The sequence below is a fragment of the Pseudomonas sp. GW821-FHT11G12 genome, from assembly GCF_058808055.1.
This window is the reverse complement of record NZ_JBXARH010000008.1, coordinates 107,290-127,191: the sequence shown is the minus strand read 5'-3', so window position 1 is coordinate 127,191 and position 19,902 is coordinate 107,290. Positions and strand designations below refer to the sequence as shown.

General features: G+C 60.8%; 19 protein-coding genes. 8 read left to right on the top strand and 11 right to left on the bottom strand.

Going from position 1 to position 19,902, the window contains the following annotated elements:
* Nucleotides 1–13: 13 nt before the first annotated feature.
* Nucleotides 14–736 (bottom strand): nicotinate-nucleotide adenylyltransferase, encoded by a 723-nt coding sequence (gene nadD, locus AC1RR7_RS22140; protein ID WP_085732954.1) that lies wholly within the window; start codon nt 734–736, stop codon nt 14–16.
* Nucleotides 705–1,976, bottom strand: coding sequence for a glutamate-5-semialdehyde dehydrogenase (locus tag AC1RR7_RS22135; RefSeq protein ID WP_102620852.1), 1,272 nt, complete (start codon nt 1,974–1,976; stop codon nt 705–707). Before AC1RR7_RS22135 ends, nadD begins: the two co-directional genes overlap by 32 nt.
* A 177-nt stretch (nt 1,977–2,153) precedes the next feature.
* Between AC1RR7_RS22135 and AC1RR7_RS22130 the strand changes: the two genes are divergently transcribed.
* Both AC1RR7_RS22130 and AC1RR7_RS22125 read left to right on the top strand, forming a co-directional pair.
* Nucleotides 2,154–2,849, top strand: coding sequence for a DNA-3-methyladenine glycosylase (locus AC1RR7_RS22130; RefSeq protein ID WP_493066450.1), 696 nt, complete (start codon nt 2,154–2,156; stop codon nt 2,847–2,849).
* A 54-nt stretch (nt 2,850–2,903) separates the two neighbouring features.
* Nucleotides 2,904–4,220: a bifunctional DedA family/phosphatase PAP2 family protein gene (locus tag AC1RR7_RS22125; protein ID WP_102620854.1), complete on the top strand. Its 1,317-nt coding sequence runs from the start codon at nt 2,904–2,906 to the stop codon at nt 4,218–4,220.
* Here AC1RR7_RS22125 and AC1RR7_RS22120 read toward each other — a convergent pair.
* Together AC1RR7_RS22120 and AC1RR7_RS22115 are read right to left on the bottom strand one after the other, a co-directional pair.
* Nucleotides 4,217–4,795 (bottom strand): hypothetical protein, encoded by a 579-nt coding sequence (locus AC1RR7_RS22120; protein ID WP_493158437.1) that lies wholly within the window; start codon nt 4,793–4,795, stop codon nt 4,217–4,219. The two genes, AC1RR7_RS22125 and AC1RR7_RS22120, sit on opposite strands and share 4 nt — an antisense overlap.
* Before the next feature lie 48 nt (nt 4,796–4,843).
* A complete protein-coding gene (locus AC1RR7_RS22115; protein WP_102620856.1) occupies nt 4,844–5,044 on the bottom strand; it encodes a hypothetical protein in 201 nt (66 codons plus the stop codon).
* Between the two features lie 194 nt (nt 5,045–5,238).
* On the opposite strand from AC1RR7_RS22115, the gene AC1RR7_RS22110 reads away from it, so the two are divergent.
* The 3 genes from AC1RR7_RS22110 to AC1RR7_RS22100 are packed head-to-tail and all read left to right on the top strand — an operon-like array spanning nt 5,239 to nt 10,441.
* Nucleotides 5,239–8,706, top strand: a complete 3,468-nt coding sequence (locus tag AC1RR7_RS22110) for a calcium-binding protein (RefSeq protein ID WP_493158436.1) — start codon at nt 5,239–5,241, stop codon at nt 8,704–8,706.
* Between the two features lie 37 nt (nt 8,707–8,743).
* Nucleotides 8,744–9,739 carry a hypothetical protein gene (locus AC1RR7_RS22105; RefSeq protein WP_493158435.1) on the top strand — a complete coding sequence of 332 codons (996 nt, stop codon included), beginning with the start codon at nt 8,744–8,746 and terminating at the stop codon, nt 9,737–9,739.
* A gap of 33 nt (nt 9,740–9,772) precedes the next feature.
* Nucleotides 9,773–10,441: a hypothetical protein gene (locus AC1RR7_RS22100; RefSeq protein ID WP_493158434.1), complete on the top strand. Its 669-nt coding sequence runs from the start codon at nt 9,773–9,775 to the stop codon at nt 10,439–10,441.
* A 12-nt stretch (nt 10,442–10,453) separates the two neighbouring features.
* On the opposite strand, the gene AC1RR7_RS22095 is transcribed toward AC1RR7_RS22100, so the two are convergent.
* The 3 genes from AC1RR7_RS22095 to AC1RR7_RS22085 are packed head-to-tail and all read right to left on the bottom strand — an operon-like array spanning nt 10,454 to nt 12,133.
* Entirely contained in the window at nt 10,454–11,044 is a 591-nt protein-coding gene (locus AC1RR7_RS22095; protein WP_102620857.1) for an LON peptidase substrate-binding domain-containing protein, read from the bottom strand.
* Between the two features lie 10 nt (nt 11,045–11,054).
* Entirely contained in the window at nt 11,055–11,771 is a 717-nt protein-coding gene (locus AC1RR7_RS22090; RefSeq protein WP_096820777.1) for an LrgB family protein, read from the bottom strand.
* Complete coding sequence (locus tag AC1RR7_RS22085; protein WP_007958636.1) at nt 11,771–12,133, bottom strand: CidA/LrgA family protein; 363 nt, start codon at nt 12,131–12,133, stop codon at nt 11,771–11,773. Before AC1RR7_RS22085 ends, AC1RR7_RS22090 begins: the two co-directional genes overlap by 1 nt.
* A gap of 193 nt (nt 12,134–12,326) precedes the next feature.
* On the opposite strand from AC1RR7_RS22085, the gene AC1RR7_RS22080 reads away from it, so the two are divergent.
* From AC1RR7_RS22080 to AC1RR7_RS22070, 3 genes are all read left to right on the top strand, one after another.
* Nucleotides 12,327–12,782 (top strand): MaoC family dehydratase, encoded by a 456-nt coding sequence (locus AC1RR7_RS22080; protein ID WP_007909575.1) that lies wholly within the window; start codon nt 12,327–12,329, stop codon nt 12,780–12,782.
* Nucleotides 12,783–12,892: 110 nt separating this feature from the next.
* Nucleotides 12,893–14,620, top strand: coding sequence for a C13 family peptidase (locus AC1RR7_RS22075; protein WP_102620858.1), 1,728 nt, complete (start codon nt 12,893–12,895; stop codon nt 14,618–14,620).
* 27 nt (nt 14,621–14,647) lie between these two features.
* Complete coding sequence (locus AC1RR7_RS22070; RefSeq protein ID WP_096820775.1) at nt 14,648–15,289, top strand: oxidoreductase; 642 nt, start codon at nt 14,648–14,650, stop codon at nt 15,287–15,289.
* A 34-nt stretch (nt 15,290–15,323) separates the two neighbouring features.
* Here AC1RR7_RS22070 and AC1RR7_RS22065 read toward each other — a convergent pair whose 3' ends face one another.
* The 4 genes from AC1RR7_RS22065 to AC1RR7_RS22050 form a co-directional block, all read right to left on the bottom strand.
* Nucleotides 15,324–15,608, bottom strand: coding sequence for a YceK/YidQ family lipoprotein (locus tag AC1RR7_RS22065; RefSeq protein WP_493066447.1), 285 nt, complete (start codon nt 15,606–15,608; stop codon nt 15,324–15,326).
* Nucleotides 15,601–16,236 carry a flavin prenyltransferase UbiX gene (gene ubiX / locus AC1RR7_RS22060; RefSeq protein WP_011336112.1) on the bottom strand — a complete coding sequence of 212 codons (636 nt, stop codon included), beginning with the start codon at nt 16,234–16,236 and terminating at the stop codon, nt 15,601–15,603. The genes AC1RR7_RS22065 and ubiX overlap by 8 nt, the downstream gene beginning before the upstream one ends.
* Nucleotides 16,233–17,582, bottom strand: a complete 1,350-nt coding sequence (gene mpl, locus AC1RR7_RS22055) for a UDP-N-acetylmuramate:L-alanyl-gamma-D-glutamyl-meso-diaminopimelate ligase (protein ID WP_007958628.1) — start codon at nt 17,580–17,582, stop codon at nt 16,233–16,235. The genes ubiX and mpl overlap by 4 nt, the downstream gene beginning before the upstream one ends.
* 194 nt (nt 17,583–17,776) lie before the next feature.
* A complete protein-coding gene (locus tag AC1RR7_RS22050) occupies nt 17,777–19,693 on the bottom strand; it encodes a sigma-54-dependent Fis family transcriptional regulator (RefSeq protein ID WP_493158433.1) in 1,917 nt (638 codons plus the stop codon).
* Nucleotides 19,694–19,902 lie beyond the last annotated feature (209 nt).

Below are 19,902 nucleotides of genomic sequence, written 5' to 3'. Positions count from 1 at the left end.
GAGCACGCCTTGTTCAGTTCGACGCACGATACAGACCGTGCGCATCGATGTAGGCCAGGACCGCGTCGGGCACCAGGAAACGTACCGACTTACCGCTGGCCAGCAGTTGACGGATCTGGGTGGCGGAGACCGCAAGCGGTGTCTGCCAGACGAATGCAATCTGTCCGCTCGGCCCTTTCAGGGCCAGCGGGTCGCTCACCGAACGCGCTGCCAGCAGGTTGCGCAAGGCATCCGGCGGTTCGCTGTCGGCGTCCGGGCGCTGTAGCACCAGGATGTGGCAATGCTGGAGCAACTCCTCCCAGCGGTGCCAAGTGGGCAGGCCGCAAAATGCGTCCCAGCCCAAAAGCAGAAAAACCTGGGTCTCGGCGGCCATTTCGGCGCGCAGCGACTCCAGGGTATCGATGGTCCAGGACGGTTTGTCCCGCTGCAATTCGCGGGCGTCCACCACCAGCGGCGGCACTCCGGCCACCGCACATTCAACCATTGCCAGCCGATCCTGCGCCGACACCTGCGGGGTATCGCGATGCGGCGGCCGGGCGCTGGGCATCATGCGCAGCTCATCGAGGGCCAGCGCTTCGGCGACTTCCAGCGCGCCACGCAAATGGCCGACATGCACCGGATCGAAGGTTCCGCCCAGAACGCCAATGCGCCGGGGGCGAGACTTTCTGCCGGATTTCGGCGCTTTCAGGTCGAGGTCGGACAAGTCAGACCGTCGCCTGGCCGCGCAACTGGCCATCACCGACCACGATGTACTTCTCGCAGGTCAGTCCTTCGAGGCCCACCGGGCCACGGGCGTGCAGCTTATCAGTAGAAATGCCGATCTCGGCACCCAATCCGTATTCGAATCCATCGGCGAAGCAGGTCGGGGTGTTGATCATCACCGACGCCGAGTCGACCTGAGCCACGAACTGGCGGGTGTCGGCGAGGTTTTCGCTGACGATCGAATCGGTGTGATGGGAGCCGTAATGGTTGATATGTTCGATGGCCTGGTCCAGACCGTCGACCACACGGATCGACAGAATCGGCGCCAGATACTCGGTGCCCCAGTCTTCTTCGCTGGCCGGCACGGCATCGATGATCGCCCGGGTGCGCTCGCAACCACGCAGCTCGACGCCTTTTTCGCGGAACTGGGCAGCCATCGACGGCAGGAAATCCTTCGCAACACTTTGGTCGACCAGCAAGGTCTCCATCGCGCCGCAGATGCCATAACGATAGGTCTTGGCATTGAAGGCGATGCGCTGGGCTTTCGGCAGGTCGGCGTGTTCGCTGACATAGACGTGGCAGATGCCGTCCAGGTGCTTGATCACCGGCACCCGCGCATCACGGCTGATGCGCTCGATCAGGCCACGGCCACCTCGCGGTACGATCACATCGACGTACTCGGGCATGGTGATCAGTGCGCCAACGGCGGCACGGTCGGTGGTTTCCACCACTTGCACCACGGCGGCCGGCAGCTCGGCTTCGGCCAGGCCGCGCTGGATGCAGGCGGCAATCGCACGGTTGGAATGAATCGCTTCGGAACCGCCACGCAGGATCGTCGCGTTACCGGACTTCAGGCACAGGCTCGCGGCATCGATGGTCACGTTCGGACGGGACTCGTAGATGATCCCGATCACGCCCAGCGGCACACGCATCTTGCCGACCTGAATGCCCGACGGACGGAAGCTCATGTCGCGGATCGCACCGACCGGGTCCGGCAAGGCCGCCACCTGACGCAGACCGACGATCATCCCGTCGATACGCGCCGGGGTCAGTTCCAGACGTTCCAGCAGTGCAGGCTCCAGACCGTTGGCGCGACCGGCGGCCAGATCCTGTTCATTGGCTGCCGCAAGCTCGGCGCGGGCGGCGTCCAAGGCATTGGCGGCAGCCAGCAGGGCGCGGTTTTTCTGCGCGGTGCTGGCACGGCCGATGACCCGGGAAGCTTCGCGGGCGGCGCGACCCAATCGGGTCATGTAGTCAAGAACGGACTCAGTCATGGTCTGCTGGGGTCTTGGCAAAGAGGAAAGCGGCAGATTATAGCTGTCGCGTCCCGGGACTAACAGCGGTGACGGGCGGATGGTCGAAATGGACGGCGATTTGCCGATGTTCAGCCGTAATTAAGGCTCGGATTGTTATCATCACGACCTCTTTCGCCTGGATAAACACCGTTTGCCATGTCCAATCTGACCGTTCGTGCCCACGCCGAGCGCCTGCCGATGGGCCTTCCGGACGTTTTTTTCGACCGTGACGCCCAGACGCTTGCCCGGGACCTGCTCGGCAAAGTCATCCGTCACCGGGTCGGCGACCTGTGGCTCAGCGCCCGGATCATCGAAACCGAAGCGTATTACTGCGAAGAAAAAGGCAGCCATGCCTCCCTCGGCTACACGGAAAAGCGTAAGGCTTTGTTTCTGGATGGCGGCCACATCTATATGTACTACGCCCGTGGCGGCGATTCGTTGAACTTCAGTGCACAGGGTCCTGGCAATGCGGTGCTGATCAAATCGGCCTATCCATGGGTCGATGAAATCAGCGGCCCGGCCAGCCTGGCGCAGATGCTGCTGAACAACCCCGATGCACAGGGTCGCCCGCGACCGTCGCAAAAGCTTTGCGCCGGGCAGACCCTGCTGTGCAAGGCCCTGGGGCTAAAAGTGCCGGTGTGGGATGCCAAGCGTTTCGACCACGACATACTGCTGGTGGAAGACACCGGCCCCGCGCCAGGCCACATCATCCAGACCACCCGCCTGGGCATCCCCCACGGGCGTGACGAGCATTTGATGTATCGCTTCGTTGATGCGGCCTACGCCCAGTGGTGCACCCGGAACCCGCTGCGCCGGGGTCAGGTCGAAGGACGCGATTATTTTCTGCTGTGAATTTCCCCTCTGCGGTACGCCGGTCAGGGACATCAATGAAATGGAGTGTGTTGTATGGGCCCATGGCTCGATAGCGTGACCGGGTGGCTGGCCGCCAATCCGCAGTGGCTGGCCGCCGCAGTGTTCGTCGTAGCCTGCGTTGAATGCCTGGCGATTGCCGGGCTGATTGTTCCCGGCACTGTGTTGCTGTTTGCCGTGGCAGTGCTGGCCGGCAGCGGTGCGCTGTCGTTGAGCGAAACCCTGTTGCTGGGTTTTCTCGGCGGGATTCTCGGCGACGTGATTTCGTACTTCCTGGGCCGCCACTTCCACCAGAACATCCGGCGCCTGCCGGGCTTGCGCCATCACCCGGAATGGATGGCCGGCGCAGAGACCTATTTCCAGCGCTACGGTATCGCCAGCCTGTTAGTGGGACGCTTCATCGGCCCATTGCGACCGATGTTGCCGATGGTCGCCGGGATGTGCGACATGCCCTTCCCGCGCTTCGCGGCCGTGAGTCTGCTGGCGGCGGCGGGCTGGAGCATCGCGTATCTGCTGCCGGGCTGGGCTACCGGGGCGGCGATTCGTCTGCCATTGCCGGAAGGCTTCTGGCTGCAGGCCGGGATCGTCGCCGCCAGCATTGCGGTGATGGTCGGCCTGAGTGCCAACAGCAGCCTGCGCCGCCATCGTCGGGCAACAATCTGGATCAGCAGCATGAGCCTGCTGATCCTGATCGGTCTGTTTGTCGGTTACCCATACCTGACCGCCCTTGATCAGGGCGTCATGACCCTCGTACAGGAACACCGCAACGCGGTGCTCGACGAGGTCGCGGTGGTCTTTACCCTGATCGGCGAGTTCCGCAACATGCTGGTGTTCAGCATTTTGCTGACCGGCCTGTTGCTGCTGTGCCGCCAGTGGCGTCAGGCAATCTTCGCCGGCAGTACCCTGCTCGTCACCGCGCTGGCCAACACCGGGACCAAACTGTTTTTCGCCCGGGTACGCCCGGAAGTGCTGACCGACCCGTTGACCAGTTACAGCATGCCCAGCGGCCACGCGTCCGGATCGTTCGCGCTGTTCCTGACCCTGGCGGTGCTGGCCGGACGTGGACAACCGCCAAGAATGCGCCTGACCTGGCTGTTGGTCGGCTGCATTCCGGCACTGGCGATTGCCTTGTCACGGGTGTACCTGGGGGCACACTGGCCAACCGATGTGCTGGCCGGCGCAATGCTTGCCGCCTGTGTCTGCGCCGCGAGCCTGTGGCTGATTCAGCGCCGCTCCCCCCTTGAAGCGATGCCGCAGAAAGTCTGGTGGCTGGTGTTGCCGGCACTGGTCGCCTTGTTCGGTTTCTTCGTGTTGCGGCATTTGCCGCATACATTGTTGCGATATTCGTACTAGGCGACGGCAGACAGCGCAGAAGGTTGGGTTCTCAAGACGAACGACACTGGCACGGGGTTGTAGGCATTGTGCTCGGTGTCGTTCGGATTCCTGTCGAGGAAGTACTTGAGACCTCCCTTTGTTTCGTGTTGAAACAGCCTCAGCTTCTTCTCGACACTGACTAGCGCCACAGAAGCCGGATTGGAAGGTAAGTCGCCAAAAGACTTCAACTTCCCGGCGTAGGTTTCCAGCTCGAAGTAGCTGCCGATATTCTTGTCCACCAGAAGATGCCGGGAGCTCTGATCCATCCGCAGTCGCCAATTGAAATAGCGCCCGACAGTCTTGACGCCAAGGGTGTAACGCCCCTGATTTTCCGGAACAAACTCAAACAGCAGCGGCTCCGCATCGTCATGATCCGCCAGGGTAATAATGCGCGATGCAACTTCGTCATTAAGAGAAATTTCCGCACTCAATCGTTGCCCCGTCGTAATTCGCGGATGTTTTAAACGCTGCTCCATCACCTGATAGTTGATGACAAGCGGAAGACCACCCGCAAAAAGATGCCCCGTAAATGTAGTATTTTTTGCATTGGACATATAGCAACTCTCTTGTTATTTAAACCGGATAAATACTCAACCGAGACTTCACTTGTCAGTTGTCGGCACCGCAACGTCAAGCTCGCTCTTCACCCGTTTGCGCTTGCGCCGTTCAAGGACCATCGAGTCAGCGTAGTAACCTGCGCCCTTGATGATGATATCGCTATTCAGATCGACGCCTGCATGTTTGAAAATATACTTCCCGGCGATGTCATCCCAGAAAGCCCACTCATCTTCGTAAATCGTCATATCGTCCTCCTTGATGATGAAGCCCGTTTCATTCGAGTCGACTTCAAACTAGAGGAACAACAACGGACAATCAACCCACAGAGCACTTCAAACACAATACAAAAAACAACAATACAATCAGAAAAACAATAACTACTGAAACCTTCACCCCTTCATGCCAGATTCAATCGACACATCACTGCAGAGTATTGATTTTGGCCAAGGCATTTACTGCAAACACTGAAACTATTCTTACAGCGCCAATTACAATTTCCGACATTAACGTTCCAACCACTTCACCAACAGTAGAAACGGAAGGCACTTCCGAAAAATCCCCTGATCTGCGAGACCTGGACAAGTTGTTCGGTCCCCTTCGATTTGGCGAGCTGACCGTGAGCCGCCAGGAGCTTCAAGCACTTGGAGCCCGGATCAACGGCGAGCCCGTTACAGCGTCCAACACGTACTTTCCCGAGCCCGATCAGGTCTTCACCGACGGACTGGAGCTCGACCCTGTTCAGGTTGAGCAACGGATCAAGTCAATCGATGGACAAGCGCGTCAACGGGTACCGGAATTACTCTACGAAATCGTCACCCTGCGCTCTCCCGATGCAGCGCCATTGCTGCGTGAAATGCCTGCGGGCGATTCTGCTGTCGCGATGAACCAGATCAATCGCTTGCTGGCCTCCACCCAGCGCCTGGATATCCACAGGAGCCCGTTGCCCGAGCATTTGCCGAGCTGGGTGGACAAGACCAAGAGTCGCGGGATGACCAGCATGGGGGCAGGGCTGCAGGCTTACGGGCTGTACAGCGCCTACATGGGCGCCATCGACGCCCTCAGGAAAGGCCAGATGGGTGAGGCACTGATCAATATCGGCGGCGGCCTCACGGAGATCACCTCACTGGGCCTGGAGTACGCACTGAGCAAGACAGGTGAACGGATGCTCCGCCAAGGCTCCATGGCCTTCGAGCAATTCGGCAAGACGTCCATGGGCAAATGGCTCTGTCGAAGTGCAGGGTTGATCGCCAGTGTGCTGACGCTGCCCTTCGATATCTACACCGCCATCAAGTCCTTCAATGATGCGGCCAAGGCTCAGGGCAAGGAGGCGCAGGATCTGTATGTCACTGGCGGACTGAGTGTGTTCAGCGGCGCATTGTCCATCGCCCTTGGCTGCGCGGCACTGATGGGATTTCAGGCCGCCGGCCCGGTGGGCATTGCAGCAGCGGCGATCATGATTGTCGGTGCCAGAGTCTATGGCGCCGTGCGCATGGTCGACGACATCGACGATTACATAGAGCTGACCGTGAACGAGCGCTGGCGTGCCGGCTGGTTTGCGTTCACCGGACAGGATCAGGACAAGGCGCTGATGGATCGCTACCTGATTGCCAAAACCACGAGCGACTACGCCAAAGCCCTGAAGACCCGCAGCCTCGGCTGGCTCGACAATGAATTCAAGGACAGTGTCGACGCGATCGTCAATGGCCGGTTCGAAATCAAGTTGCAGCCAACCCGCATCTATCGCTACCAATGGGATGAATCGAAGGGCGAAACGCCCTACACCCTCGAAAACCTCCCCGTCATCAGTGACACAGATGACACGTATGATGCGAGGGAAGGTTTACCCGCCGCAAACGATTTGATCATCAAGGCCAAGAGTGATCCCGTCAAAGGGATTTTCTGGAGTCTTGGTGGCGGTAATGACCGCGTGCAAGGCGTGCGGGAAAAGCCGAACTTCTTCAGTTATACCGCCGGCAGTAAAAGCCTGAGCGGTGGCAACAAGGACGACTCCTTTCTGTTTCAGTCGGCATCCGAAGCGCTCTCATCCGATCCGATCAAAGTGAGTGATCTGTCGGGAGGTGACGGCACCGACCTGTTGTGGCTGCAAGGCAATCACCGACACGAAAACCATGGCCCCAATCCTCCGCGTCATATCGGTTTTGACATCGACCTGAAAAACGGCAGGCTGGCATTACACCCTGCGGATCCAGCGCTGGAACCTGTGCTGCATTCGACGCTCAAGTCCGTCGAAAAGGTCGAGACCCTCGCCGGTGCGATCAATCGCGTGACCGGTACCGACGAGGCGGAAATCATTGCCGCCAATGGGGATGACGATGTTGATGCCGGGGGTGGGGATGACCTGATTTCCGTTCGCGGTTTCCATAGCACCGTCAAGGGCGGCAGCGGCAGTGACACCTATGTACTCGACCCGAGTTGCCGCAAGGTTTTCATCCACGAAGATGGCCAGGAACCCAGCAAGGTCTATCTGGGCGTAACGCTTGAAGCGATCCAGCGCTGGTACATCCGCGATGACGCTCTGGTGATCGAATCACTGCGCGACGATGACGTCCGGTCGCCGAGACGTGAACTGGCGCTAGAGGCGGTGTACCGGACTGTCGATGGCAAACGTTCCCTGCGCAACGATAAATGGGCGTTCATTACCCAGGACGGCTACCATTTGCAGCCCGTATGGCCGGCTGAAACCCCAGACCTCGCCGACTTGACCGTGAGAGTCAGTGTTCTGACCGTCGGTATGCCCGGACCCGCCCCGGTGCCGGTCAACGATCGCCCTTGTACCCTCGCGAAGAATCCGCACTCGCACTACTTCATTTCCCGTCAGATCTATCACACGATCCTGGTGGCCGCGCAAAGTGACAAACCCACTCGCAGCACTCTGTATGTCGACTACGACAGCACGGAAATCGACGAAGTCCGCGCCCTCTACACCGTTGAAAAAACAACGCCAAACGCCTTCACATTTCTCAGCTACACGAATGTCCACTTCACCCTCACTTTCGGTCATGGCGGCCTGCTTTCATTGCACGGTGCCGTGAGAGAGCGTCCGGGCAGGAAAAGTGACATGGGGGCCGGGATCATGGCCTCCGGCTGGCAAATGAATCATGCCTTGACGCTGGTCATGCGAGACGGTGTTTCCTATCGCCTCGGTTATCCCGACAACGCCTATCTCGATGATGCAAGAAACACCGGCTACCGTCAGATCCAAAGCCGCGCCTCACTGCACAAGCGCGCGGGCCAGTACATTTTCATCCGGCCTTCTGTCGAAAAGCGCACCTTGAAGACAACCCCTCAGCGGATCGATTTCAGCGCTGCACCGCACAGCGCCATCTACGCACTTGAGGGTCGATCGGCGCACTACGAAATCCATCCCGCCAGCCACATGTCCATCCGGCTCTCGACCGCCCCGGCCGACGCAAGCGTCAGCGGTTCTTCGAGCTGGGCTATCTACACCGCACAGTTGGAAGAAACCATCACCCGGCGCGAGCTCGCCATCAGCAACGACCTGCTGAAGATCGGCAGCCTTCACATTCATCTGCCGGACAGCAGCGACCCTTCGCTGCCACTGGAGAGTGTCGATGTGATTGTTTCGTCAGGACACCGTTACCGGGTCAATGCCCTGTTCGATGTCATCAGTCTTTACGCCCTCGACGCACGAGGCTGCGCCTCGACCCAAGCCATCGTCACGCTGATCGAGGAACACAGGCAGCACGATGAACTGGAGAGCGACCGAGTCCACGTTCAACACATTCGATTGCCGCAGTTCCCGTCAGGAAAGATTTTCTACCTCGCGGATTCCGGTCGCTGGCAGGTCGACAGCGACCCGACGCGTCAGATCGAGGCCGGGCAACTGGTCATCGAACAACCTACGGCCGTAAAGCCGACAGTCTGAGTGTTTTTTTCAACGTCCAGTCGTCAAGGAATGACACATGCGCCCCAAACCACCTGCTGCCTCCAACGCCCCGAAAATCAATACGCCCGGCCAGGCTGCCCCGGGATCGAGTCGAGTGCGGCCCGACGCTGATCTGCCGTTGCTGCATCAATTGCCGTTGCCCGGGACACATCGGCCTGGGGCTACTACCGATCAAGTTCACGGCAACCGTCCTCAGGGCAACGCTGCCCCAACGAATGTCAAAATCTCCGACCTGTCCACCCTCCCCCCCGAATCGCACAGCGGGATGAACCGCTATCTGTTGAATCCGGCCTTGCTGCGCAACATGCAACCTGCGGACAACGACGGTTTTCGCTTTGTCGTCGGTCGGCGGTTCGTCGACATCAAAGACATCGGCACCGTGCATGTCGAGTTCGACGCGGGTCTTGGCACTTATCGGGCGACGGATCTTTACGGAAAACTGCCAGCGGGACCCGCGCTCTACAGAAATACCGACGATACGACCTGGAGCCCGGCCCGGCAGATGGAATTGCCAAACCCATTGAAACGCCCATTGCCCGAATCCGATCACAGCAGTGAACAAGTGCCGGCCAAACAGCTTCCGGTCTCGCCACTGTCGGCACGGGAAGCGACATCCCGACTGCTTGGCGACTCACTGCTCAAGATGTATCCGCTGCTGACTCATGGCCAACGTGTCGAGCTGCTGCGCACCTACAATCTTTCGCCAGGGCAACACATTCGGTTGCACAACGACCTGATTGCCAGCCCCCAACGGATGCCGGAGTGGGCCGAACAGCACCAATCACTCACCCTGGATGTGAACGATCCGACTCGCTTTGACACGCTGCGCCAGGAAATCGAACCCCTGCTGCTGCCCGTAAGAAACGGCAAGTTGCGCAGCGATCTGGTGGACTTCGACAAAAGTGTCAGCCGCGATTTTCTCGACGCTTTCCTGGCCACTCTCGGCTACCAGCGCAACAGCAGCGACTGCCTGTACCGCACCGACATTCCCGGCCTGTTCCGGGCGGACTAGCGCACGCCTTTCGAGTTCCACAACGACGGACGCATGCTGCCTCGCTTGAAACACCCGCGCGGCGCCACGACCGAGAAACCGATCAGCGCCACGGTCAGCCACAAGCTGGTGAAGATGTATGGCGGCAAGGGCACCGACGCTCCCGATCCGGAATACCTGCGCTACAACAGCCAAAGAAACAAATACCCCGGCAAAAAGCCGGGCGAGCCCGATAACGATTCCGGGAATTCCGATAACGACTGGTCCGATGTTTCAGACATGGAACTGGACGTCGAACGCAATTACGAGACGATCCGCCACAATCAGCAGTTCATTTTCGCCTACGTCATCGATACACGAAGGATGGAAGTGGTCCTCAACGAAGAGAACCACCTGCTCAATCTGGCTGCGCTGGAAAAAAGTGCCTGGTTTCCCGAAGACGAACTCGAAGCGTTGATTTCCACGTCGAGGCGGGGCATTGAATCGGAGCGTCTCTGGCTGCTGGACTCGACCTTCACCCGTGCGGCGAAGGTCGATGATGTCGCCGCTGAAGCCCAAAGCAGCTACATCGGCAGCGACATCGAGGCACGGACCCACAGCGGCGTGGCCAATCAACGTGAATACGATGCCTTGATCGATGCGGTGGCCAAGGCAGGCAAGCCGATCCTCTCACTGCCGAGCGGCAAGGACTGGTTCGCCAACGACATCGTCTGGCCCGAATAACCTGAACGCGTCTTAAGCGAACAACTCGCCCTGCAATTCATCGAGCAGCGCCTGGATCGCATCCAGTCGCTGCTGTGGGTCGTCGAGTTGCAGCAGGTCGATCTTGTCTTCCTCGGCGAACGGCAGCAGATACGCCAACTGATTGGCCAGTGATTGCTGCCCGGCCGCTTCGATGCCCATGTTCAGCGCCTCGACCATCGGGTGCTCGGCCAGGGCCTTGAGCAGCGCCACCAGATCAGCATCTTCATCCTGCAAGGGTTGCTCGGGTTCGTCGTCCAGCCACTCGACTTCGGCGACGATCAGTTGATCGCGTTGCACTTCGGTGCGCTGCACGATGAACCGGCGCCCGCCCTGCACCCGGATGCCCAGCAGTCCGTTGTCCTGCTGCTGGAAATCGGTGATGCGCGCTTCGCAGCCGACCATGGCGAAACCTTCGGGGGCGACGCCGACTTCGCTGCCTTCAAGGATGCACACCACGCCGAACCCACCGCCCTGCTTCATGCAGCGGCCGATCATGTCCAGGTAGCGTGCCTCGAAGATCTGCAAATCCAGATTGCAGCCGGGAAACAGCACCGTGTTCAGCGGAAAAAGCGGCAGACTCATAGACATTTCCTTACACCACCATCGACACCGCCAACGGCAGGAACACCGCCGTGGCCACGCCCATCAGACTCATCGCCAGCGCCGCGAAGGCGCCGCACTCATCGCTTTCCTGCAACGCCACCGACGTACCGACCGCATGCGCCGTCATGCCCAGCGCCATGCCGCGCGCCTCCGGGCTGTGCACGCCGAGGCGGGTCAGCAGCGCCGGGCCGAAGATCGCGCCGATCACCCCGGTGATCAACACGAACACCGCGGCCAGCGCCGCGACGCCACCGATCTGCTCGGCTACCAGCATGGCGATCGGCGAGGTCACTGACTTGGGCGCCATGGTCATCAGGATCATGTGATCGGCGCCGAACCACCAGCCCAGCGCCACGCCCATGCCCGTGGCGACCACCCCGCCTATCACCAGCGTAGTAAAAATCGGCCAGAACAATTGGCGGATGCGCCGCAGATTCAGATACAGCGGCACCGCCAGTGCCACGGTCGCCGGGCCCAGCAGAATGCTGAGGATCTCGGTGCTCTTGCGGTACTCGACATAAGTCAGGCCGCAACCCACCAGCACACCGATCACCAACAGCATGGAGACCAGCACCGGTTGCAGGAAAATCCAGCGGGTTTTCTCGAACGCCGCCAGCACCAGTTGATAAGCACCGAGGGTGATGCCGATGCCGAACAGTGGATGGTGAATTACCGAAGCCCAGGCACCTTGCCAGTCGAACAGCATCAGGATTCCTCCGAATGCGGGGCGTGACGCTTGACCAGCCGTTGCATCAGCACACCGGCGAAGGCCATGGACAGAATCAGCGAGACCACCAGCGCACCGACGATGGCCCAGAAATCGGCGGCAATGGCCGTGGCGTAAACCATCACGCCCACCGCCGGCGGCACCAGCAGCAACGGCAGATAACGCAACAGACTGCCGGCGGCGAGATTCAGCGGCTCGCCGACTTCACCGCGCACGATCAGGAACACCAGCAACAGCAAAAGACCGATGATCGGCCCCGGCAGCACCGGCAACAGCAAATGATTGAGGGCGGTGCCGAGCAATTGAAACAGCACCAGCATGGTCAGGCCGCGTAGCAACATCCGTCATCTCCGTCCGACATCCCGCCAAACACGGGCCGGGCATTATAAGCACGCCAGCGCTATGGATCGGCATTCGCCAAAAGCATGGTCGGTTGACCTGAGCAAATCGTCATGATGATCTACAGTGGTTCGCAGGGCGGTCAAATCCCCCACCTGAAAAACTATAAAACCGATGAACCCAAGGAGAGTCTCAATGCCCTATGTTCCAGTTGCAGAGCTCAAAGATTATGTCGGCAAGGAACTCGGACGTTCCGAATGGCTCACTATCGATCAGGAGCGCATCAACCTGTTCGCCGAAGCCACCGGGGATTATCAGTTCATCCATGTCGACCCGGTCAAAGCCGCGCAAACGCCATTTGGCAGCACCATTGCACACGGTTTCCTGTCGTTGTCGCTGATCCCCAAACTGATGGAAGACATCCTGATCCTGCCGCAAGGCGTGAAGATGGTGGTCAACTACGGCCTGGACAGCGTGCGTTTCATCCAGCCGGTCAAGGTCAATTCCAAAGTCCGGCTCAAGGTCGACCTCGGTGAAGTGACCGAGAAGAAACCGGGCCAGTGGCTGCTCAAGGCCACCGCCACTCTGGAGATCGAAGGCTCGGACAAACCGGCCTACATCGCCGAACCGCTGTCGCTCTGCTTCGTCTGAGTGCCGGGATGCGAAGCGGCTCACGCTGTTTCGCATCCACTCCCCTCTGCCGGCTGTATAAGGTCACATAGCTGCGGCATACTCGGTCGCCTAATTGCCCGGATCCCGCTATGCGCTCACTTGCTGCTCTTGCACCGCTTGCCTTGACCCTGATGCTCACCGCTTGCGGCGATGGCGAATCGCTGTTGCCCCCGGATGCGCGCCTGCCCGATGGCGGACGCTATCGCGGCGAGCTGGTCAACGGTCTGCTGCAAGGCCAGGGCCGGGTCGACTACCCGAACGGCAGCTGGTACGCGGGCGAGTTCGACAAGGGCCAGTGGCACGGTCAGGGCGAATGGCACGGCAGCAACGGCGAGGTTTATCGCGGGAATTTCCAGCAAGGCCTGTTCGACGGCCAGGGCTCACTGACCACCCACGGCGGCAGCTACACCGGCAGTTTCAAGCTCGGCCGACGCGAAGGCGAAGGCACCCTCAAAGAAAACGCGATGACCTATCGCGGCGAATTCAAGGCCGACCAGTATTCCGGGCTCGGCCGTCTGGAGCTGGACGACGGCAGCTCCTATCAAGGCCAGTTCGCAAACGGCAAACCCAACGGTGAGGGCCAGCGCGGCGATGCCAGCGGCAATCAGTTCACCGGCCATTTCGTGAACGGCCAGCTCGAAGGCAACGGCACCTTCAACAGCGCCGACGGCGACATCTATGTCGGCGGCTTCAAGAACAATCAGCTACACGGCAAGGGCCGCTACGAAAACGCCGACGGCGACGTCTGGCTCGGCCAGTTCAAGGAAGGCGCGCTGACCGGCAAGGGCGAGTTGATCGGCGCCGACGGCAGCCATTACACCGGCTACTTCAATGACTGGCGCTTCAGCGGTCAGGGCCGACTGAACCTGTCCGACGGCAGTTTCTACATCGGCGGGTTCGACAGCGACAGCTACGCGGGCCGAGGCACGCTGGTGCTGACTGACGGCAGCGTGCTCAGCGGCACCTGGATCAACGGCCAGCGCGTGCGCGACGCCGACGGCAAATTGCTGCCCGATACACTCGAACTCGGCCTGTTGGCCCAGGGCCGCCTGCTCGAGGAAGCGCTGGCCAATGTGCCAGCCTCGACCCCGGCGGTGGAGTTGTACTCCCTGACCCTCGGCGGCGACGGCAAACAGAGCGTGTTCCTGCGCGAATCCGATTACGTGGCCAACATGCTCGCCAGCCGCTTCGGCGCCTTTGGCCAGATCCGCCTGGTCAACCATCGCGACCACCTCGGTGACCGGCCGATGGCCACCCGCGAAAATCTGCGCCGCGCGGCGTTGACCCTGGCGGAACGCAGCGGCCCGGAAGACCTGGTGTTCATCTACCTGACCAGCCACGGCACCGCCGAACATGAACTGGTGCTCGACCAGCCGCGCATGGAACTGGCCGACCTGCCCGCCGACGAACTCGCCGCCGTGCTCGCACCGCTGAAGAACCGCGACAAGATCATTGTCATCTCCTCGTGCTATTCCGGGGGCTTCATTCCGGCGCTGAAGGATGAACGCACGCTGATCATGACCGCCTCGCGCGCCGACCGCGTGTCGTTCGGTTGCTCCGAGGAGGCCAACTTCACCTACTTCGGCGATGCCCTGTTTGCCCAGGCGCTGAACCAGACCGATGATCTGGAGCAAGCCTTCAAGCTGGCCAAGGCCACCGTCGCCGAACGCGAACTGGCGGACAACTTCGAAGCCTCGGAACCGCAGATCTGGGCGCCGAAAACAGTGCTCGCCCATTGGCAGCTGCTGCGCAAGCAGCAAGCGAGAAAAGCGTTGCAAAGTGCTGCGTTGAACGACGGAGCGACAAAGAGCAACTAAGCTGAACAGTATCAAGGGAGAGACACTATGTACTTGACGCCTCAGCATGTCTTGCTTGCCGGAGCCACCGGGCTGACCGGTGAACACCTGCTCGACCGTTTGCTCAACGAACCGACGATCACTCGCGTCCTGGCCCCTTCACGCCGGCCGCTGGCCGAACACCCCCATCTGGAAAACCCGGTCGGCGACCCGCAGACCTTCCTGCCGCAACTGGCCGGTCGCGTCGACATCGCCTATTGCTGCCTCGGCACCACCATCAAACAGGCCGGCTCCGAAGAGGCGTTTCGCGCCGTGGATCTGGACATGGTCGTGGCGTTTGCCAAACGCGCCCGGGAAATGGGCGCACGGCACCTGATCGTGATCAGTGCCCTGGGGGCTGATCGCCGATCCTCGATTTTCTACAACAAGGTCAAAGGCGAGATGGAACACGCCTTGCGCGCGCAGGACTGGCCGCAACTGACCATCTGCCGGCCTTCGTTGTTGCTAGGGGATCGCAGCGAGCCACGGCTGGGCGAGCAGCTTGCCGCACCGTTTTCGAAACTGATTCCCGGCAAATACCGCGGCATCGAAGCCTGCCAACTGGCCCGAGCCATGTGGCGGCTGGCTTTGGAAGAACAGGACGGAGTGCGGATCGTCGAGTCGGATGAATTGAGAAAGCTCGGCAAATAAAAACAAAAAATCGCAGCCATCGGCTGCGATCTTTTTAGAGCCCGCCAGTCGCCTGAAAGCCTACGCCGATCACCGTCAGCAACGACAACGGCAACAGCAGCGTATCGAGCAACGCACTGGCCGGCAGGTCCACCCCGGGATAGCTTGGCGCCTCGGCTCCGAACCGATCCATCGCACAACACCCGCCATTCATCGCATACAGATCCAGCCGCGTGCCGGAATACACCACCGGCGCGCCGGGCTTGGCGGCATCGAGCGTGCGTGCCGTGGCGCAGCCGGTCAGTTGCAGCGCCAGCGCAATTGTCAGCAGCTTATTCATCGCTGCTCAAATGGTGCTCGCCCCAACGCGGCAGCATGTCCTGGGGGATGCCCAGCAGATTGAGAATCCGCGCCACCACGAAATCGATCAGGTCATCGATGGTCTGCGGCTGGTGATAGAAACCCGGCGAGGCCGGCAGGATGGTCACGCCCATATTCGACAGCTTGAGCATGTGCTCCAGATGAATGCTCGAATACGGCGCTTCGCGCGGCACCAGAATCAACTGGCGACGCTCTTTCAACGTCACGTCCGCCGCGCGTTCAATCAAGTTGTTGCAGGCGCCGGTGGCGATGGCCGACAAGGTGCCTGTCGAGCACGGCACCACTACCATTGCCGCCGGAGCGCCGGAGCCCGAGGCCACTGGCGACATCCAGTCTTCCTTGCCATACACGCGGATCTGCCCGGCGGCGGCGCCGGTGTATTCGGTAAGGAACGCCTGCATCATTTGCGGCTTGGCCGGCAGCGACACGTCCGTCTCGGTAGCCATCACCAGTTGCGCGGCCTTGGAGATCAGGAAATGTACTTCGCGATCCTCACGCACCAGGCAATCCAGCAGACGCAAGCCGTACTGGGCGCCGGACGCGCCGGTCATCGCCAGCGTGATGCGTTCCGGGCCGTTGTTGTTCATTTCAGCGCCTCGGCGAGTTTGCCGTGCAGACCGCCGAAGCCGCCGTTGCTCATGATCACCACGTGGGTGCCGGGCTGGGCCTGGCTTTTCACGCGTTCGATGATGCCTTCCAGCGAATCGCTGACGATCGACGGCACGGTGCACAACGCAGCAGTGCCCGCCAGATCCCAACCGAGGTTGGCCGGGGCGTACCAGATCACCTGATCGGCATCGACCACGCTGTCCGGCAAGCCGTCACGGTGTGCGCCGAGCTTCATCGAGTTGGAACGCGGCTCGATGATCGCGATCAGCGGTGCGTCGCCAATGCGTTTGCGCAGGCCGTCGAGGGTGGTCGCAATGGCGGTCGGGTGGTGGGCGAAGTCGTCGTAGATGGTGATGCCGCGCACTTCCGCGACTTTTTCCATCCGACGCTTGACGCTCTTGAACGCGCTCAACCCGGCGATGCCCATCGATGGCACAACACCAACGTGACGCGCTGCCGCCAGAGTAGCCAATGCGTTGGCTACGTTGTGCTGCCCCGTCAATTCCCACTCGACGACGCCTTGGGAGACGCCCTCGAACATCACTTCGAATGCCGAGCCGTCGTCCTTCAGCAACTTGACCTGCCACTGACCACCAGCACCGGTGGTTTGCACCGGGGTCCAGCAGCCCATCTCGATCACGCGCTGCAAGGCGGGTTCAGTGGTCGGGTGGATCACCAGGCCTTCGCTCGGAATAGTCCGCACCAAGTGGTGGAACTGGCGCTCGATGGCCGGCAGATCCGGGAAGATGTCAGCGTGATCGAACTCAAGGTTGTTGAGGATCGCCGTACGTGGACGGTAGTGGACAAACTTCGAGCGTTTGTCGAAGAACGCGCTGTCGTACTCGTCGGCCTCGATCACGAAGAACGGCGTGCCGCCCAGACGCGCCGACACCGAGAAATTCTGCGGAACGCCGCCGATCAGGAAGCCCGGGCTCATGCCGGCATGTTCCAGCACCCAGGCGAGCATGCTGCTGGTGGTGGTCTTGCCGTGAGTACCGGCAACCGCCAGCACCCAGCGACCTTGCAGCACATGGTCGGCCAGCCACTGCGGGCCGGAGACGTACGGCAGGCCTTTGTTCAGCACATATTCCACCGCCGGATTGCCGCGGGACATGGCGTTGCCGATCACCACCAGATCCGGCGCCGGATCAAGCTGAGCCGGGTCGTAACCCTGAGTCAGCTGAATGCCCTGGGCTTCGAGCTGAGTACTCATCGGCGGATAGACGTTGGCATCGGAGCCGGTCACGTGATGGCCCAGCTCTTTGGCCAGAACCGCCATCGAGCCCATGAAAGTCCCGCAGATACCCAGAATATGAATGTGCATAGTCGACCTCGTAAAACATGGCCGCAGGTTAGCGCAGGGAGGGGGAAATGGCACTCTTTAGCTGAACACCCGACCTTGATCGTTCCCATGCTCTGCGTGGGAATGCGGTGCAGGACGCTCTGCGTCCAAAAGCAGACGCGGAGCGTCCGGGGAGGCATTCCCACGCGGAGCGTGGGAACGATCAGGAGGGGGATTCAGGCGGTTCGGGCGATCCCGTGCTTACGCAGCTTTCTATAGAGCGTATTGCGGCTGACACCCAGTTGCTGCGCCGTGTGGGTCATGTGCCAGCGCGTGTGTTCCAGCGCATTGAGCAACGCCAGCCGTTCGGCATCCTCCAGCGGCTGCCCGGATGACACTTCATCGACTTTGACCAGCAGCGGCTGCACCTGCCGGAACATCGCCGGCAGATCATCCAGCCCGATCCGCCCTTCATCGCACAACGCCGCCAGCGTGCGCAGCACATTGCGCAACTGCCGCACATTGCCCGGCCAGTTGAACCCCAGCAAGGCCTGGCGCGCCGGCTCTTCGATCAGGATCGTTTCACCGCCCGCCTCTTCGGCCAGCAGGAAATCCAGCAACTGCGACTTGTCACTGCGCTCGCGCAATGGCGGTAGCGCCACTTCCAGCCCGTTGAGCCGGTAATACAAATCTTCCCGAAAACTGCCGTCGCCAACCCGTTCCAGCAAGTTACGGTGTGTGGCACTGATGATCCGCACGTTGACCGCTTCCGGCTCGCCGCCGATCGGCACCACTTGCCGGTCTTCAAGCACCCGCAACAGACGGGTCTGCAAGGCCAGCGGCATGTCGCCGATTTCATCGAGAAACAGCGTGCCGCCATCGGCCTGCTGCAACTTGCCGCGCATGCCGTCCTTGCGCGCGCCGGTGAAGCTGCCGCCGCGATAGCCGAACAGTTCGCTCTCGATCAGGCTTTCGGGAATGGCCGCGCAGTTGAGGGCGACGAACGCTTTGCCGGCGCGTTGACTGGCCTGATGCACGGCCTTGGCGAACGCTTCCTTGCCGGAGCCGGTTTCACCGTTGATCAGCAGCGGCACGTCACGCTCGAACACCCGCAAGGCCTTGCGGAAATCCGCTTGCAGTCCGGCGTCGCCCAGGCAAATGCCAGCCAGGCGTGGCGCCTCGGGAGCCTGAGGTTTTGGCAAGACGATGGATGGCTTGCGCGACTCGCCGCGCAGCACCGCGAACAGATGCCGTCCGTCACGAGTGCGCAACGGCCAACTGGCGCTGGCATTGGCACTCGCACGCCCCAGCAACTCATCCAGCGAACAATCGAAAAACGCCTCCACCGGTTTGCCGAGCAAACCACCGCGAATGTGCCCCAGCAGGTTCAAGGCGCTTTGATTGACCGCACTGATCCGCCCTTCCCCGTCAAACGCCAGCAGCCCTTCGCTGAACAGCCCGACGGATTCGGCCTGGAGATGAAAACGCAGCAACCATTGGTTATCGAAACAGCGCAGGAAGTAGCAGCTCTCGATCATCTTCGCCGACAGATTGACCAGCGCCATGGTGTGGAACTGGCTCTGGCGCGAGACGTCATGCCGTGCGGAGGAAACATCGAGCACCGCCAGCAGTTCACCGTGCGGGTCGAACACCGGGCTCGCCGAGCAGGTCAGGCCGGTGTGGCGGCCGCGAAAGTGTTCGTCCTGATGGATGGTCAGGGCCTGACGTTCCACCAGGCAGGTGCCGATGCCGTTGGTGCCTTCACAGGCCTCGCTCCAGTCGGAACCGAGCCAGAGCCCTGCGCGTTCGAAGATCTTGCGTTCGGCAGGAGCGGTGACGCAGTTGAGGATTACCCCACGGGCGTCGGTCAGCAGTACCGCGTGGCCGGCGCCGGAGAGTTGCTGATGCAGGCTGCTCATTTCATTGCCGGCGATCTGCAACACCTGTTGCAGCCGTTCGCGGCTTTCGAGGACACGACCGTGTTCGAGCACGGTCGGCGCCATGGTCAGGGCCGGGTCGAGGTGATAGTCCTCAAGACAACGCAGCCACGAGCGGGCGATCGACGGGTCGGCGCCGGGGCCGTGCAGGTGCGGCTTGCCCTGGGTGACGGTGAGAACCTGTTGGGCATGGCGACTCAAATGGTTGTCGTGCATTTCTTATTATTCTCCCCGAGGCTCATCGGCCCATGCGTGAAGTGGTGCCCAGCATCCTCCAGCCAACCGGTCTTTGCAATGCTGGCAAGACCGCCCGGTCACAGGTTGTGCCAGAAGCGGTACAAACTGTCACCCTAGCTGTACCGATACCGTCACAGACGCTTGCCACTTGTCCGACAGAAATCACGCAAGGCCTTGATTTGCCTGAC